At 46.9% G+C, this 16,580-nt stretch carries 11 protein-coding genes; 7 read left to right on the forward strand and 4 right to left on the reverse strand.

Annotated features, from left to right (window positions below):
* Positions 1–96: 96 nt before the first annotated feature.
* The 3 genes from purL (at position 97) to ACJJIS_RS04685 (ending at position 5,769) form a co-directional block, all read left to right on the forward strand.
* On the forward strand, positions 97–3,963 hold the full coding sequence (gene purL, locus ACJJIS_RS04675) for a phosphoribosylformylglycinamidine synthase (RefSeq protein WP_475709587.1): 3,867 nt from the start codon (positions 97–99) through the stop codon (positions 3,961–3,963).
* Positions 3,964–4,357: 394 nt separating this feature from the next.
* On the forward strand, positions 4,358–4,681 hold the full coding sequence (locus tag ACJJIS_RS04680; protein ID WP_282933807.1) for a TfoX/Sxy family protein: 324 nt from the start codon (positions 4,358–4,360) through the stop codon (positions 4,679–4,681).
* 203 nt (positions 4,682–4,884) lie between these two features.
* A complete protein-coding gene (locus ACJJIS_RS04685) occupies positions 4,885–5,769 on the forward strand; it encodes an aldo/keto reductase (RefSeq protein WP_444907536.1) in 885 nt (294 codons plus the stop codon).
* Here ACJJIS_RS04685 and ACJJIS_RS04690 read toward each other — a convergent pair.
* Positions 5,766–6,266 (reverse strand): TrmH family RNA methyltransferase, encoded by a 501-nt coding sequence (locus tag ACJJIS_RS04690; RefSeq protein WP_444907537.1) that lies wholly within the window; start codon positions 6,264–6,266, stop codon positions 5,766–5,768. The two genes, ACJJIS_RS04685 and ACJJIS_RS04690, sit on opposite strands and share 4 nt — an antisense overlap.
* A 74-nt stretch (positions 6,267–6,340) precedes the next feature.
* Positions 6,341–6,937 carry an SLATT domain-containing protein gene (locus tag ACJJIS_RS04695; RefSeq protein WP_444907538.1) on the reverse strand — a complete coding sequence of 199 codons (597 nt, stop codon included), beginning with the start codon at positions 6,935–6,937 and terminating at the stop codon, positions 6,341–6,343.
* 397 nt (positions 6,938–7,334) lie between these two features.
* On the opposite strand from ACJJIS_RS04695, the gene ACJJIS_RS04700 reads away from it, so the two are divergent.
* From ACJJIS_RS04700 to ACJJIS_RS04710, 3 genes are all read left to right on the forward strand, one after another.
* Positions 7,335–8,714 (forward strand): SLC13 family permease, encoded by a 1,380-nt coding sequence (locus ACJJIS_RS04700; protein ID WP_413662969.1) that lies wholly within the window; start codon positions 7,335–7,337, stop codon positions 8,712–8,714.
* 84 nt (positions 8,715–8,798) lie between these two features.
* Positions 8,799–10,982, forward strand: coding sequence for a S9 family peptidase (locus ACJJIS_RS04705; protein ID WP_444915779.1), 2,184 nt, complete (start codon positions 8,799–8,801; stop codon positions 10,980–10,982).
* A gap of 305 nt (positions 10,983–11,287) precedes the next feature.
* A complete protein-coding gene (locus tag ACJJIS_RS04710; RefSeq protein WP_444907540.1) occupies positions 11,288–11,956 on the forward strand; it encodes a DNA-3-methyladenine glycosylase I in 669 nt (222 codons plus the stop codon).
* Positions 11,957–12,024: 68 nt separating this feature from the next.
* On the opposite strand, the gene ACJJIS_RS04715 is transcribed toward ACJJIS_RS04710, so the two are convergent.
* The gene (locus ACJJIS_RS04715; RefSeq protein ID WP_444907541.1) at positions 12,025–12,813 is read right to left on the reverse strand and encodes an SIMPL domain-containing protein; all 789 of its coding nucleotides are present in this window, start codon (positions 12,811–12,813) and stop codon (positions 12,025–12,027) included.
* Positions 12,814–13,186: 373 nt separating this feature from the next.
* On the opposite strand from ACJJIS_RS04715, the gene ACJJIS_RS04720 reads away from it, so the two are divergent.
* Complete coding sequence (locus ACJJIS_RS04720) at positions 13,187–15,391, forward strand: hypothetical protein (protein WP_475709588.1); 2,205 nt, start codon at positions 13,187–13,189, stop codon at positions 15,389–15,391.
* A gap of 136 nt (positions 15,392–15,527) precedes the next feature.
* Here ACJJIS_RS04720 and ACJJIS_RS04725 read toward each other — a convergent pair whose 3' ends face one another.
* The gene (locus ACJJIS_RS04725; RefSeq protein ID WP_475709589.1) at positions 15,528–16,136 is read right to left on the reverse strand and encodes a class I SAM-dependent methyltransferase; all 609 of its coding nucleotides are present in this window, start codon (positions 16,134–16,136) and stop codon (positions 15,528–15,530) included.
* Positions 16,137–16,580 lie beyond the last annotated feature (444 nt).

Below are 16,580 nucleotides of genomic sequence, written 5' to 3' on the forward strand. Positions count from 1 at the left end.
GCTTCAGGTACAATTGCGCCTCTCAAATTTCCGGGGCCTTGTGCGAAATCCCATTCGCGCAATCTTTCTCATTTAGACAAGAGGCTATCTCCCGCAATGTTAGTTCTGCGTGGTGCTCCTGCACTGTCGAAATTCCGCCATAAAAACCTGCTCAATCAACTGCGCGCGCTGCAACCGACCATCGACGATCTCTACGCTGAGTTCGTTCACTTTGCAGACAGCGACTCACTGGATAACCAGGAGATGGCCCTGCTGGAGCGACTGCTCCAATACGGCCCAACCGAGGAAAAGCACGAGCCGAAAGGCGAGTTGATCCTGGTAGTGCCGCGTCCGGGCACAATTTCTCCCTGGGCTTCCAAGGCTACTGACATTGCTCATAACACTGGCCTGAACAAAGTTCATCGCCTGGAGCGTGGCATCGCCTACTACGTTACTGGTGTCGAGTTAACCGAAGCTGAACGCCTTGTGCTGGCCTCCCGCTTACACGATCGTATGGTTGAAGCGGTATTCACCGATTTTGCTCAAGCTGAGCAATTATTTGTGGAAGAAGCGCCGCGCCCGTTGCGCGGTGTGGATATTCTCGAGGGCGGTCGCGAAGCTCTGGAAGATGCCAATGTCACCTTGGGCTTGGCCTTGGCCGAAGATGAGATTGATTACCTGCTCACCAGTTTCCAAGAGCTGGAGCGCAATCCCACAGATGTAGAGCTGATGATGTTTGCCCAGGCAAACTCCGAGCACTGCCGCCACAAGATCTTCAATGCCTCCTGGACCATCGACGGCGAAGAAATGCCGCACTCCCTATTCGGCATGATCAAGAATACCTACCAGAAGGGGGGGGACAATGTGTTGTCCGCCTATGCGGATAATGCAGCCGTCGTTACTGGTAGCGAAGCGGGGCGTTTCTACCCGGATCCTGACAGCAAGGAATACGGTTTCAGCACTGAAGCCATTCATCTGCTGATGAAAGTGGAAACCCACAATCACCCTACCGCGATTGCTCCTTTCTCCGGTGCTGGTACCGGGGCCGGTGGTGAAATTCGTGATGAAGGTGCAGTTGGCCGTGGCTCCAAACCAAAAGTGGGCCTGACCGGTTTTACGGTTTCCAACTTGCGCATTCCCGGCTGGGAGCAGCCTTGGGAAGCCAACTATGGCAAGCCTGAGCGTATTGTTACCGCTCTGGATATTATGATCGAAGGCCCGATCGGTGGTGCAGCATTTAACAATGAGTTTGGCCGCCCGAATATCTGCGGTTACTTCCGTACCTTTGAAGAAAATTTCGATGGCGAGCGTCGCGGCTATCACAAGCCGATCATGTTGGCTGGTGGGTACGGCAATATCCGCGAAGAGCATGTAGACAAGCCCGAGTTTTCCCCTGGCGCAAAACTGGTAGTGCTGGGTGGCCCGGCGATGTTGATTGGCCTCGGTGGTGGTGCAGCCTCCAGTATGGCCAGCGGCTCCAGCTCTGAAGATCTGGATTTCGCTTCAGTACAGCGCCAAAACCCGGAAATCGAGCGTCGCTGCCAAGAGGTGATCGACCAGTGCTGGCAGTTGGGTGAGAGCAACCCCATTGCCTTTATCCACGATGTGGGTGCGGGCGGTTTGTCCAATGCTTTCCCCGAGTTGGTGAAAGATGGCGGTACCGGCGGTAATTTTGAACTGCGCAATGTGCCCTGTGATGAGCCGGGTATGAGCCCGCTGGAAATCTGGTGTAACGAATCCCAGGAACGCTATGTATTGGCAGTGATGCCGGAAGACCTGGAGCGCTTCGAGCAAATCTGTGAGCGTGAGCGCGCGCCTTACGCCGTTGTCGGTGAAGCTACCGAAGACAAGCACCTGCTGTTAAATGACAAGAAGTTTGAATCCAAGCCTGTAGACCTGCCGATGTCGGTGTTGTTCGGCAAGCCGCCGCGCATGCACCGTGAAGCAGAAACTCGCCAGGTGGAAAGTAAGGCATTTTCCACAGCAGATATCGACCTGAATGAAGCGGCTGAGCGGGTGCTGCGCCTGCCCACAGTGGCTAGCAAGAGCTTCCTGATCACTATCGGTGACCGCACTGTAACCGGTCAGGTTTCCCGCGATCAGATGGTCGGTCCCTGGCAGGTGCCGGTGGCTGATTGCGCGGTAACTACCGTTGCCTATGACAGCTACGCCGGCGAAGCCATGTCTATGGGTGAGCGCACCCCGGTGGCATTGCTGGATGCACCGGCCTCGGGCCGCCTGGCAGTGGGTGAGGCAATTACCAATATCGCCTGTACCCCAGTGAAGCAACTGTCCGATATCAAACTCTCCGCCAACTGGATGTGTGCTGCGGGCCATCCGGGTGAAGAGGAAAAACTTTATCGAACCGTAGAAGCGGTGGGTATGGAGTTGTGTCCTGAATTGGGCATTACCATCCCGGTGGGCAAGGATTCCATGTCTATGCGCACTGCCTGGGAGGAAGAGGGCGAGCAGAAATCGGTTACTGCACCGCTGTCTCTGGTAATTTCTGCCTTTACTCCGGTAACTGATGTCCGCAAGACAGTGACACCGCAGCTGCGCACCGATAAAGGTGAGAGTGAGTTACTGTTTATCGATCTGGGTGCCGGCAAAAATCGCTTGGGCGGCTCCTGTCTGACGCAGGTCTACAACGAGCTGGGTGACAAGCCCGCAGACCTGGACGATGCCAAGAAGCTGAAAGGTTTCTTCGAGGTGGTACAGCAGGCTCTGAATGAAGACCTGATCATGGCCTACCACGACCGCGCTGACGGCGGTCTGTTTACAACCCTGGCGGAAATGGGCTTTGCCGGCCGCGTGGGTATGGATGTGGAAATCTACGAATTGGGTGAAGACCCGATTGCGGCGCTGTTCAGTGAAGAGCTGGGTGCGGTATTGCAGGTTCCCGCCTGTGAAGCGGATATGCTGGTACAGCGCTTTGCCGCTGTGGGTGTACCCACCCACAAGATCGGTTACCTGAACAATAACGAACACCTGTGCATCACTAATAACGGTGTTGAAATCTTCAAGCGCTCCCGTGCTGAATTGCAGCAGATCTGGTCGGAAACCAGCTACCGTATCCAGTCCCTGCGCGATAACGCCGAGTGTGCCGAGCAGGAATTCGCTGCAATAGCCAAAGAAGACCCGGGCCTGACAGTAAACCTCACTTTCGATATCAACGACGATATCAGCGCACCTTATATCGCTAAAGGTGTTCGCCCGAAAGTTGCTGTACTGCGAGAGCAGGGCGTGAATAGCCAAGTGGAAATGGCGCACTCTTTCCACCGCGCTGGCTTTAACGCTGTCGACGTACATATGAGTGACATCCTGTCTGGCCGTGTAGCGTTGGATGAGTTCAAAGGTTTGGTGGGCTGTGGTGGCTTCTCTTACGGCGACGTACTGGGTGCTGGTGAGGGGTGGGCTAAAACCATCCTCTTTAACGATCGTGCCCGCGATCAGTTTGAGGGCTTCTTCAATCGCAACGATACCTTCGGCTTGGGGGTGTGTAACGGTTGCCAGATGTTCTCGGTGATCAAAGAGCTGATACCAGGTGCTGATCACTGGCCGCGCTTTGTGCGCAACCTCTCTGAGCAGTATGAAGCGCGCTTCGCACTGGTAGGCATTGAAGACTCACCTTCCGTGTTGTTTAAAGGTATGGCGGGTACTTACATGCCGGTTGCCGTTGCTCATGGTGAGGGGCGAGTGGAGTTTGCTGACCAGCAGGCGCTCGAGAAGTGTGAAGCTTCCGGCACTATCGCGATGCGCTACCTGAATAACAAAGGGGAAATTACCCAAACTTATCCGGCCAACCCCAACGGCTCGGTAAATGGTATTACCTCTCTGAGTTCTGAGGATGGCCGCGTGACTATTATGATGCCGCATCCTGAGCGTGTTGCTCGAGCTGTCAGCAATAGCTGGCATCCAGATGAGTGGAAAGAAGATTCCGGCTGGATGCGCTTGTTCCGTAACGCGCGGGTGTTTGTCGACTAAGACAAGTCATTCCCTCGGTTTTTGCCTGCCGAGGTACACGTAAAGATTGTGGTGGCCGTTTCAGGTCACCACAATCTTTAGCAAATATAGAAATATTTCTGTAATTTTTTTCAGCCCTTTCATTTCCTGGCGTATTTTTTCCCTTCCTTAAAGTAGAAACTTCAGCTACTGCTATACTTAAACGATTATTCGAAATAACGTTTTTGCTATGGTGCAGTTATCTGTTGTATTTGCAGTTTACTTGCTCATTGCTCCATCCAATGTCTTGCTGGGATTAGGGTTCACATTTAATTCCGCTCGATTCTTTTCAAATTTCATCGTTTTTAACCTTTTCAGAAAAAAGCAGTTTCTGAGGGGGTATTCCTGCCTGGTAAAAGTGATTAAGGAGAAAACTATGGCGTACAGCGAAACTCTGGCTGAAAAAGTGCGCAAATTACTTCAGGGAAATGAAGGCCTCAGTGAAAAGCAGATGTTTGGAGGTCTCGCTTTTATGTTGAATGGCAATATGGCCTGTGGGGTTGTTGGAGAGGAGTTGATGGTCCGGGTTGGGCCTGATGAGTATCAAACTGCGTTGGCCGAACGCTATACCCGGCCTATGGATTACACCGGGCGCCCCTTAAAAGGCATGGTGTATGTGGAAGAAGATGCTGTCGCAGAGGATTTGGATAACTGGGTCAGTCGTGGAGCGGTATTTGCGGGCTCACTTCCTCCAAAATAATCGCTTATATTCACTGAACTTAGCAAATTAGTTTCTTTTTATTGCATGGTGAGTGATTAGCAGTCAGGAGTTGGCGTGAGTTCGCTGTTTTCTACGCGTTGACTTCTGTACGGCCTACACTCAGCGAAATAAATGTGACCCCGGTTCTATTCCCTCTTGGTCCTTGCTGATTTACCGCTCAGTAGTCTGAAAGGATATTGATTATGTATTTTCTCGAATTGAATAACGGTGTAGAGATACCTCAGCTCGGCATGGGAATGGCTGCGATTGGCAGCTGGCAGCAGGATGATGAGTATGTAACAGAAGTTATCTTGAAAGCCATGTCTGTGGGATATCGTCATTTTGACACAGGATCGGTCTATGGAAATGAGCGAGCGCTGGGAAGAGCGATCAAAGAATCCGGCCTAGCGAGGGAAGAGCTTTTTATTACCAGTAAAGTTTGGGATACGGAGCAGGGAACCAATAAAACTCACGATGCATTTGCCCGTAGCCTAGAGCGTTTGCAGCTGGAATACCTGGACCTATATCTGATCCATTGGCCCATGCCGGCCTATACCCGGGAGACCTGGGGTGCAATGGAGGCGCTTTACCAGCAGAAAAAAGTGCGGGCCCTGGGGGTGTCAAACTTTCGTAAATCTGATATTGAACAACTGGCGACTTTCTCGGAAGTGCGCCCTGTTTGTAATCAAATTGAACTGCATCCCTATTTTACTCAGCAGCCTTTAGTAGATTATTGCCAGTTCCATAAAATTGCGATTTGCAGCTGGTCTCCCTTGGGGTCGGGATCTACATGGAGCGGTGTCGAGGCTCATGAAAAACCTCTCATAGATCCAGTAATTGTGGACATTGCGAATAATCATGGGGTGACTTCGGGGCAGGTTATCCTTAAGTGGAATATCCAGCAGCATCGCATAGTTATTCCCAAGGCGGAAAGCCTGGATCACATACGCAATAACTTCTTAATATCTGATTTTAATTTGAGCAATGCGGAGATCCAGGCAATTAATGGATTGAACTGCAATAAAAGGTTGGGCGGTGATCCCGATTATGTTAATCAGAAAAATATAATGGTCAAAGTGCCCGATTAAATTTTTTCCAACAAAGCATAGGTCGCTATAGCGCAGGCGGAAGTAACATTCATTGAGGAATTGATACCCTGCATAGGTATGTGTACCACAGCATCTGCCAGTTCAAGGAGTTCAGGGGTAACTCCATCCTTTTCAGAGCCCAATACCAAACATATTTTATCCCCTTTGGAAACGGGGGTATCTTTGAGTTCGACGCTGTTTGAGGCAATCTCCAGACAAATTAATCGATAGCCCTTATTTTTTAAGGTTTGCGCGATATTGACTGCAGATGAGTGATATTCGTAGGGAACGTACTTTTCTGTAGACCGGGAAACTTTTCGAATTTTGGAATTAGGTGGAACCAGGCTTTCACCGGTTAAATAAATTTTCTCTACGCCGAGTGCATCGGCGATACGAAATAGGCCGCCGACATTGCTCGGTGTGCCGATATCGGTGGCTAAATAGCATAATGGGTAAGTGTTTTTACTGGGTTGATGACTACTGTGATCTGTCTGCATTTTTCGATTTGTTACTATAGGAAGTAGGGAAGTTACCACTTCCCCAGGATAATGTTGCGGTATTGATGGGGGAGTTAGTGACTGCTCTCTGCGATTTCGAGAGCCTCCTCGGCGACTCTTTGCGCAGTGGCCTGGCGATTACGCATCTGCTCTACCAGAGAGGGCTCCCGGTTGGCCTTTTGATTCTGGATATGCACCGCTTGCCTGTATACCTTATCTGAGACAATAAACTCTTCCGCTCGCTGGTTGATTTCACTGTAGCGTGTATTCAGTTCTGAGATCTTCTTGGATAGATGCTCAAGATCCAGGATATCGTCGAAGTAAAGGGCGATCAGCCGCTCGCACTCCCTGGCGATTGCCAGGTACTCGTTGCCTACCTGCCGATGTCCCTCATAGTTTTTCTTAAAATTGAAGAAAGTTTGCACGCCGCCCAATAGCGCGGCCAGCAGGGCCAGCGCCGCACCACTCCACTTGGTCCAATCAGGCAGCTCTGCATTGATCAGGGAGAAGAAAAGCGAACCGAGGAACAGGTTGACGACAACGATGGGCACCCCGCAAAGCACATGCAAATTGCGCCCCTTCATGGAGGCTCGGAAGTGGCTGTGTTTGCACAGGTGGGCATTCCAGCGGAGCTTCTCCAGGACTTCCACAGTGTTGGGTATATTGCTCATGATTCCTTTCCGCCCTCATTCTACTACTAGCTATTGTGGGCGATAGTTTGACGGATGCCAGCGAGATGTACAAAAGTGATGGTACAAAGGGCTAGTTTTTCAGTCTTGATAGTCAGGTATGTCCATATTTTGGGGTTCGCGTAAGTGATTGCATACCCTTGCTGCTCGAAATGCCTTCAGTTACATAGATTGCTATTTGATCACTGAACATCAGCTATTTAAGGGATTCAACGGTGTAACACCCAATTCCATGAGGGAATTTTACTCTAGGAATAAAAAGAGCTGCGCAAAAGGACCAGTTTCTTGTATTTTTATCGGCCATCTTGACCGAGGAGTTTATCCCCCTCCCAAGATTCAAACTTATAAAAATTAAACCCTTGAGTAGTTGGGGGCAGGTATGTCAATCGCGCGGCAGCGCTTTATAGTTTTGGGGCCTCTTTTTGCTGTGGCCTTCTATTTCTTTTTATCAGCGTTGGGGATGCAGTATCTACCGGCAGTAACTGCTGCAATTACCTTGTTAACTGTGATCTGGTGGATAACGGAAGCACTTCCAATCCCCGCAACGTCACTGGTGCCTTTTGTCCTCTTGCCTCTATTTGGAGTAGCGGATCATCGGGAGGTGGCAGCTTCCTTGGGAAGTCATGTCATTCTGTTGCTGATGGGGGCCTTTATTTTGTCCAAGGCCCTGGAGAAAAGTGGGGCCCACGAGCGCCTTGCCCTGTATATGTTGCGTATTGTGGGCGTCTCCAGCGGCCGCAGGCTGGTGCTCGGATTTATGCTGGCAGCAGGCTTCCTGAGCATGTGGATTTCCAACACTGCTACCACATTGATGATGCTGCCTATAGCCCTGGCAATTCTCAGTAAGATCGACAACGAGCGCTTAAGTATTGCCCTGATCCTGGGTATTGCCTATGCCGCAAGTCTGGGTGGGGTAGGTACTCCTCTGGGCACGCCGCCCAATGTTATTTTTATGGGAATATACGAGGAAGTAACCGGACGAGAGTTTAGCTTCCTGGGCTGGATGAAAATAGGAGTCCCAGTTGCTTTGGTGACGCTGCCTATAATGGCCCTCTGGCTGACCCGTCATGTGCATCTGAAAAATGATATTGAGCCCCCTCAAGTGGGAGAGTGGAGGCAAGAGGAAAAGCGAACCTTAATGGTTTTCGGTGTGGCAATTCTCCTATGGGTTACTCGCAATGCACCGTTTGGTGGTTGGAGCGAATTGATAGGTATTGATGCTGCCGGTGATGGAACCGTGGCTCTAGCAGCCGTTGTCGCTATGTTTCTAGTGCCCAACGGTAAGGGAGGGCGCTTGCTGGATTGGCAGACGGCAGAGACGATCCCCTGGGGAATGCTATTACTGTTTGCTGGTGGTATAGCGCTAGCAAAAGGTTTCTCCAGTTCCGGACTGAGCGATATGCTCGGCAACGGTCTTTCTTTCCTGACGGCGATGCCACTGTGGTTGTTGTTGGTAATTCTATGCCTTAGTGTGACCTTCTTGACAGAGATAACCAGCAATACAGCTACGGCAACCCTACTTATGCCAATTTTAGCTGTAGCCGCCACTTCAGCGGGTTTTGAGCCCATGGTGCTGATGATACCTGCGGCGATGAGTGCCAGTTGTGCATTTATGTTGCCTGTAGCTACAGCGCCTAATGCGATTGCGTATGGAACCGGTAAAGTACGTATACAGGATATGGTTCGAGAGGGCGCGATACTCAGTGTGACGGCATCGCTGATAATAGCGGGGATGAGTTGGTTGATCCTGGCTGGATAGTGTTTGTCTCCATCATAGCCAGTGTGAGATGTGCATAAGCAGGCGAATGGATAAAAGAAAAATAGATAGGAGAGATAGAGTTCGATGAATAAAACCACAGCAACACTGTTGCTCACCCTTGGTTTAACAGGGTGTGGCGAAGAGAAGAGCAACCAAGCTGTAGAGGAAAAAGCCTTGTTTAGTGAACAAACCTCTGCTCCTGTAGCGAAGAAAGTACCACACAAAATGGTTATGCATGGCCATGAGCGCATCGATAATTACTACTGGATGCGTGACGATGAACGTAAGGCGCCAGATGTTATTGCTCATCTGGAAGCAGAAAATGCTTATACCGATTTGGTAATGCACCACACCGAAGAGTTACAGGAATTACTCTTTGAAGAAATGACTGGCCGCCTGGAGAAAGATAAATCAACGGTTCCCGTTTATTATAATGGCTACTGGTATTACAGCCGCTATCTTCCTGAGAAAGAATACGCGATCCACGCGCGGCGTAAAGGGACCCAGAAAGCACCTGAAGAGATTATGCTGGATGTGAATGTGCTGGCTGAAGGCCACGGCTACTTTAGTGTAGGGCGCCTGGCGGTTTCTCCCAGTAATCAATTGGTAGCATATCCTGAAGATAGTGTTGGGCGCCGTGTTTACACGATTCGCTTCAAGGACTTAAAGACTGGTGAGATGCTGCCAGATAAATTGGAGAATGCTTCACCAGTTGCCGTTTGGGCAAACGATAACCAAACTGTCTTCTATATCAATAAGGACCATCAAACTCTGCTCGGCTATCAAGTAATGCGCCATAAGTTGGGCACGCCGCAGAGTGAAGATGTTGTTGTTTACGAAGAGATGGATAAGGCTTTCTATACGTGGATTTCCAAATCCCGGGATGGAGAGCTGATACGCATTCACCACAGTTCTACAACTAGCAGTGGCCAGTCAATCCTGGACGCAAACACCCCTCTTGCCGATTTTGCTCCCTTATATCCCCGGGAAGAGGATCACGAGTATTCAGCGCTAAAGTTAGGGAATGATTTTTATATCATGACCAACTGGCAAGCTGAAAACTTCCGCCTTATGAAGGTTGCCATGGACGACGCAACAGATAAGTCTAATTGGCAGGAAGTCATACCTCATAGTAGTAAAGTTTTGTTGGAAGATTTCACTTTATTTGATCATCATCTGGCAGTAATAGAACGAAAAGCGGGGCAAACGGGTCTCCGAATTATTAATTTAGAGAATAATAAGGACCTTCAAGTCGGGTTTAATGATCCAGTATACAGGCTGGGCTTGAGTTCAAACCCAAACTTGGACTCAGAGAGTGTTCGAGTATCTTATTCGAGTTTAACGACACCAAATAGTGTTTATGAAGCCAAGTTGGATAGTGGCGATTTGGAATTGCTTAAGCAAGACAAAGTTCTGGGTGGTTTTGACCCAGAGCACTATCAGAGCGAGGGTATCCTGGTAGCGGCACGAGATGGCGTTAAGGTGCCGGTATCTTTGGTTTATCGTAAAGATAAATTTAAGAAAGATGGCTCTAATCCATTACTGCAATATGCCTATGGCTCATACGGTAGTACCGTAGACCCCTGGTTCCGCTCTTCAGTGGTGTCCTTGCTTGACCGAGGTTTTGTATTTGCTATTGCCCATATTCGTGGCGGCCAAAAACTGGGACGTGCCTGGTACGAAGATGGAAAGATGTTCAATAAAAAGAATACTTTCACTGATTTTATCGACGTTACCAAGGCGTTGGGGAAATTAAAATATGGGGCCCCTGATAAGATCTTTGCTTCAGGTGGTAGTGCTGGGGGGCTGTTGATGGGCGCGGTAGTCAATATGGAACCGGGTTTGTACCGGGGTGTTACTGCGGCGGTGCCATTTGTTGATGTGGTAACTACCATGCTGGATGAGTCAATTCCCCTGACTGTTAATGAGTATGACGAGTGGGGCAATCCTAATAATAAGGATAGTTATGAATATATGCTTTCCTATTCTCCCTATGACCAGGTGAAAGCTCAGGATTACCCCAATATGTTGGTAACCACTGGGCTACATGATTCCCAGGTGCAATACTTTGAGCCAATGAAATGGGTGGCAAAGTTACGCGAATTGAAGACCGATGAAAATCAGTTGTTATTCAATACCAATATGGAAGCAGGTCACGGTGGCTCTTCGGGTCGTTTCCGTCGCTATAAGGAGACCGCTTTACAGTATGCATTTTACCTCGATTTACTTGGGTATAAAAATGGAGAGACTGATAAGAAGGTTAAGTAATAAATATGTTATGCTTATTTTAGAGATATAGGTCTGATTATGGGTAGCTAATTATTCTTTATATCTCTACTTAAGTATCATGTAAATAAAGGGGAGCTAGCTCCCCTTTATTTGTTGGGGAAGTTGAAATGTCCTTTTCTTTTTCAGCTTTCTGAAATATTAACTTCTAGAGTCAATTGGCTTTTCGTGTTGTTTGGGCAGGATAAACACGCACCACCTTTTTAGTATTCCGCTAAAACTCCAAATGCTTTGAATTTCTATTTATAGGCGTAGAATGGAGATAGATTTACTGGAAGGTCTGAATTATGCGTGAGTTCGCCGCCATTGAGGCACCTGTGATTGATCGATTTGGAGGGTTAGACGGACTTCAGTCGAAGCTGGTTAAGCCAAAGCCTGCGCAGCTCTTGAGAGAGATACATGACAGTCAGTGGTTGTCATCGGCATCCCGGGCTGTTTTTCAAGCCGGTTTTAGTTGGAAGGTTGTTGAAAAAAAGTGGCCGGATATAGAGAAGATCTTTTATGGCTTTGATGTTTCATTCTGTCGTTACTTACCGGAGGAGGCATTAGATGACCTAATGCGGCAGGAAGGAATGATCAAGCACTGGACTAAAACTCGCTCCATTCAGAGAAATGCAGACTTCTTTTGGCATTTATCTAATGAGCATGGAAGTTTGGGAGCGTATTTCTCTAGCTGGAATACAGACAACTATATTGAGAATCTTTTGTACTTGCGTAAAGGTGGTGATCGACTCGGCGGTAAGACTGCCCAGGTATTTCTAAGACGAATGGGAGTTGATACTTTGGTTTTTGCAAGTGATACCATTCGAGCCTTAATCCGAGAAGGGGTTGTCGACAAGTCTCCCTCCTCCAAGAAAGACTGGGCTGCACTAAAAGCAGCCATCGAAACTTGGCAGTCTCAGTCAAATCGTAGTTTGAATGAGATTAGCCAGATATTATCACTTTCGGTAGGTTAAACAACTGGGGTATTTAGTTGGTAGAAGTATCTATTTCACTCCTACCAACCTGAATGCTTAATCAAAAGTTAATCGGTTGTAGCTGACGGCACAACCTGAAAATCCACGGACAATGAAGCCTCATACTGAACTTCGTCGAAGGAACTAACCTCTGTTTCTATATATGCTTCTGAAAAGCTATCTTCAAATTTGCTTTTTCGAGTTCTGGAAGCAGTAACGATAACCTCTTCTATTGCTCCAGCTCCCGCTGTCCCATGATAGCCGATATTATTTGTACGGACATTAACTGGTGTTAACTGAATGCTCAGGGTTCTCTCATAGTCAGCTTTTTGTTCCATGATTTTGGCTAGTGCCTTAGATCGGACCTTTTTTGTATATTCAGATACTTCTGAATGCTCAAAAGAAGTACTCACTATTTCTATTTCTTTATTTTCATCGGTTAGCCTTGCGATAGACTGTAAATGTCCCTCCTTGTTAATAGTTATTGCGACCCTATTAATAACTTTATAGCTGGAAGGATTTTTGCCTAGCCAACCAAATTGTGGGGAAGATGAAAATTTTGAATTTTTAATCTTAGCTCGGTCTATGCCAGCCTTTATTAAGCTCTCGGTTAATTGTTCACGCAAAGAACTATTGTTAGCAATGGCGTCTGATAGGAGGGGCTCTTCAGTGGTGACAATAATATTGACTATAGCCTGGTCTGAATAAGCCGTTTCTTTTGCACTGCCGTGGAGAGTCACAACTCTTGATATTGGGTAAATTAGGTCGCGTAAGTCCTGGGGGGAGCCTTTAATCTCTGGGGTTGCCATTGAAAGGCTGGGAATGAGTAGCGAAGCTAAAAGAGCAAGTCTTTTCATATTGACACTTCCAAACTGTGAATAAATGACAATCTATCAGGAAACTAGCTTATTGCCGATCAATAGCACTATATCGGCTTTCCTAGTTTCTATCCAATTGTTGCAGCTGAAACCGTTCGTTGTAGTTGTATATTCGCAAAGTATCGCCCAATTACCATTCATGATGCGACTATTTCTGCTTTGGTATTTTAGTACCGTTTATCGCTGCAAAATTACCACTTATCGGTCTCAGCCAGGTTCTAAAACCAGTTCACAGACAATCGATTGCATCACTTTAAAGTGCGCACTTGGTCATCAATTGAGGATAAAAATTCAATGGATGACGGCAAGTAATAACAAATTATCTTAGTGACATACGAGTTGGGCAGAGCTGATGGGTTTACTGATAAATAAGAAGTTAATAGCGCTTTCTTTGACGGCATTGCTGGCCGCGTGTGGAGGTGGTGGAGGGAGCTCCTCTTCGGATTCGGACAACCCCTCTTCAGATAGTAGCGGTAGTGGTAATAATAGTGGCAGTAGCGGTAGCGATCAGGGTTCGTCCGGCAGCGATGATAATCCGATCTCGGATAATGTGGGCACTACAGTTGTGGTGGGAGACGTAGAGCATACAGATTTAGGCTTCGCCTCATTGACTGCCATTGACGTAACTTTGCCAGAAGGTATGAACAATGCCCGTGAGGTTTACCAGATGGCACACTATATAGCACGAACTGACGGGGAGCAGGATGAAGAGGATATTGATATCCCGATTCGTAGTTATACTGCGACCTGTGCAACAGATACCGATACTCCGAGAATGTTTGTTTCCACTACTTTGTCAGAGGGGGACACTGCTGCGGATACAACTCACGGTTCTATTTATGAGCTACAGTATGATCCGGATACTTCCAGTTTTGAGGCAACAGGTAATGCAACGCTGTTAAATCAGTGTTATGAATCCCACGGTGTGGCTGTAAGCTCTGATTGCTCCACAGTAGCAGTTCTATGCAATACAGATTATCAAGCCAATGAGCGTTATGAGGTTGAAGCTGACCTTGTTGAGCAATACGGTTCAACGTGGATGAAAATGGAAGATAACATTGACACCATTGAATCCCGTATTGCGAATGAAATTGGTCTTCTGGTTGCGACCAATCACGGTAAATATATCGACTTTTTTACTGAACACCCTACGCTGACGTTTGACGATTTCCTTGCCGGTTTGGAGGCAAACTTCCCGGATACTGATTTTGGGGATTCGCCATCCTTTACCACTATTAAAGGGTCCGATATGCAAGAGGAGATGGAGTATATTATTTCCAGTCTTTCCTCTGGCGACTATGACGATTTACTGCAGCACATTCGAGATGCCAGTTACAGCTATAACGAGCAAATTTGGCTGCTAGAGTGGGAAAATCAGCCTTTAAGTGAAGTTCCTGATGCTTACGTAGTAAATAAAATGCACGGTGGAACTCATCTTGGCGCACAAGAGCTGATTTATGTTGAGGATGACAGCCAGGGTCGTAGTAGCTATGGTTTCTCAGTTTCTGCACGGGTATTTGATGGAAATGGGAGTTCTCACTATTCGGCAGGCTTAACGGTTATTGACCGTAATAATTGGTCCCTGGATATGAGCAGCTCAGATAATCGCGGTTGGTATTGGGCCTGCGGCGATGGTCACGTAGTAAACATTCGCTCATTCTATAATCCAGACAATGAGATGTTTGGTGCAATTTGCACCAGTGATTGGAACGACTGGATAGGTAGCACTCATGGGCAACTGGGTACCATTGCAGTGAAAATGGAAACTTCCAGTTCGTCTACAGAAGGGCGCTTTAATCACTTCGTACCATCAACGTCTGCGATGGTATCTAATGGTGGCGGTCATACTGTTGTACCAGTGGATGCCAATACGAACCTTTCTTTGATCGTCTCGCCTAAATATATTGAAGATGCGGATATGGATCGCTTTCTCCAGGATGAAGTCGGTATTGATCCGTCTGGGGAAGGTCCGTTTGATGAAGATTGTGCAGATTACGACACCACAAACTGTTTCCTGTCCTATATGAGTTATAACTATTGGGAAGATGATGATAGTTTCGCCACAATAACAAGACAGGGACTTTATTCTGGTGATGCATTAGACTCCAGCTCTTTAACCCGTATTGGCATCGCCAAGGTCAGCTCTACCGGTAGTATGGAAGGCCAGGGTTTTAATTGGTTGGTTGAGGATGATGATTGCCAAATTAGTGATCCACAACTTATTGATTTAAAAAATGGACGCTACTTGTTTGGGTATGCAAAATTCCAGTGTATTTCTGATAACTTGTCCTATAACCGTATTTATGCCGACAGCGGCTCTAAACGGTTATTAGTACCAAAAGCTTATTATGTAATGGAAGTCGATGCAGATCTAAACGTACTTGAAGGGCCAATCGAGTTACCTAATTATGGATGGGGTGGTTTGGATGAGCCTATGTACTTAGGTGATGGAAAAGTAGCTTGGACTTATATTAAAAACCCCACCTACGATAACTATGTGAGTGGTCAGAAAAATATTTGGCAGGCGATGATTTACCACTCAAATAGCGTTAATTAATTTTTTCTCCTGAACTGTTGTAATGATACTGGGAGATAAGTTTGGTAAGGGGGCTCCCCCTTACCGCTCTCCTGCTTTTTTACTGGAATTCATCCTGATTTCTGAAATGTGGCCGCGTATATGGGGAATGAAGAACTTACTTTTTTGCTATCAAAAAAATTGATTCCTTACTAGGCTGCCACTCCTGATCAATAAGAAAACCAACTCGTGTAAGCTTGTCTAAAAGCTCCTGTCTGTCAATTTTGTGGACATAAGGGGCCAGATTTATGCGTTGCATCACTGGGATCAGGAATCGCCAATTGCTTTTCTTAATTAATGCAGTACTTGATACAAATATGCCCCCCGGTTTTAATAAATTGTAAACCCGCGCGATAGCACCATCTATATCCTCCAGAAGATGTAATATATTTAGCCCTAAGATGGCGTTAAAACTATCTGGTTCGAATTTTAGTGAACCTAAGGTGCCTTGTTTAAAATTTATGTTTTTTATGGAAGCGATTTTTACTTTTTGCTTGGCAATATCCAGCATCTTCTCGGAAATATCAGTAGCAGTTATACTGTTCACATATGGAGAGTGCTGAATAGCGGTGCTGCCGGTGCCGCATCCAAATTCCAGTACAGACCAGTCTGCCTGCAAATATTCTTGTGTTATAGCCAGTTTTCTCTTGTAACTTTTTAAATCTTTTATAGGGCTTTTGGCATAGCGCGCTGCAGTTTTATCCCAAAACTTTTTTGGCTCTATCATTTTTCCTTCCTACCGTAGATGTTCAATGAGTATGCATTCGGTCGGCGGATAATCTACTACTAGATGATTACCTTTTGATTTTAAGTATATGTAGTATATTTCCCGAATCGTTAGACTCTAAAAATTATCTCCGTAGAGGTGCTCATATATTTATACCTTGTAATTCTTGCTGCATGTTTTAATTTAGTGCCACAATTTTTTATGGAAAGGGTGCATAACGTGTCATAGGTATATCGATAGAAAAGTGGCTACGATACTTGTGTGCTACGATAGGGGTTGATCAAAATTTAAACGATTTCAACCTTTTCTTTACGTAAGTTATTTCTTCGAAAAGATAGCTTGCTCCAAAAGTTTTTTAGAAGTGCTCACTCACCTTTAGCTTCATCAATACTGTGACCTAGAGCGAAGTCGCGGTTCTTAGTTTTTGCGAACTATGTCACATTC

Source organism: Microbulbifer maximicatervae (SeqCode), assembly GCF_056231245.1.

Bases quoted from the DNA above. Each gene is read 5' to 3' on its own strand.
- purL (WP_475709587.1), top strand. From the start codon at position 97: ATGTTAGTTCTGCGTGGTGCTCCTGCACTGTCGAAATTCCGCCATAAA.
- ACJJIS_RS04680 (WP_282933807.1), top strand. From the start codon at position 4,358: ATGGCGTACAGCGAAACTCTGGCTGAAAAAGTGCGCAAATTACTTCAG.
- ACJJIS_RS04685 (WP_444907536.1), top strand. From the start codon at position 4,885: ATGTATTTTCTCGAATTGAATAACGGTGTAGAGATACCTCAGCTCGGC.
- ACJJIS_RS04690 (WP_444907537.1), bottom strand. From the start codon at position 6,266: ATGCAGACAGATCACAGTAGTCATCAACCCAGTAAAAACACTTACCCA.
- ACJJIS_RS04695 (WP_444907538.1), bottom strand. From the start codon at position 6,937: ATGAGCAATATACCCAACACTGTGGAAGTCCTGGAGAAGCTCCGCTGG.
- ACJJIS_RS04700 (WP_413662969.1), top strand. From the start codon at position 7,335: ATGTCAATCGCGCGGCAGCGCTTTATAGTTTTGGGGCCTCTTTTTGCT.
- ACJJIS_RS04705 (WP_444915779.1), top strand. From the start codon at position 8,799: ATGAATAAAACCACAGCAACACTGTTGCTCACCCTTGGTTTAACAGGG.
- ACJJIS_RS04710 (WP_444907540.1), top strand. From the start codon at position 11,288: ATGCGTGAGTTCGCCGCCATTGAGGCACCTGTGATTGATCGATTTGGA.
- ACJJIS_RS04715 (WP_444907541.1), bottom strand. From the start codon at position 12,813: ATGAAAAGACTTGCTCTTTTAGCTTCGCTACTCATTCCCAGCCTTTCA.
- ACJJIS_RS04720 (WP_475709588.1), top strand. From the start codon at position 13,187: ATGGGTTTACTGATAAATAAGAAGTTAATAGCGCTTTCTTTGACGGCA.
- ACJJIS_RS04725 (WP_475709589.1), bottom strand. From the start codon at position 16,136: ATGATAGAGCCAAAAAAGTTTTGGGATAAAACTGCAGCGCGCTATGCC.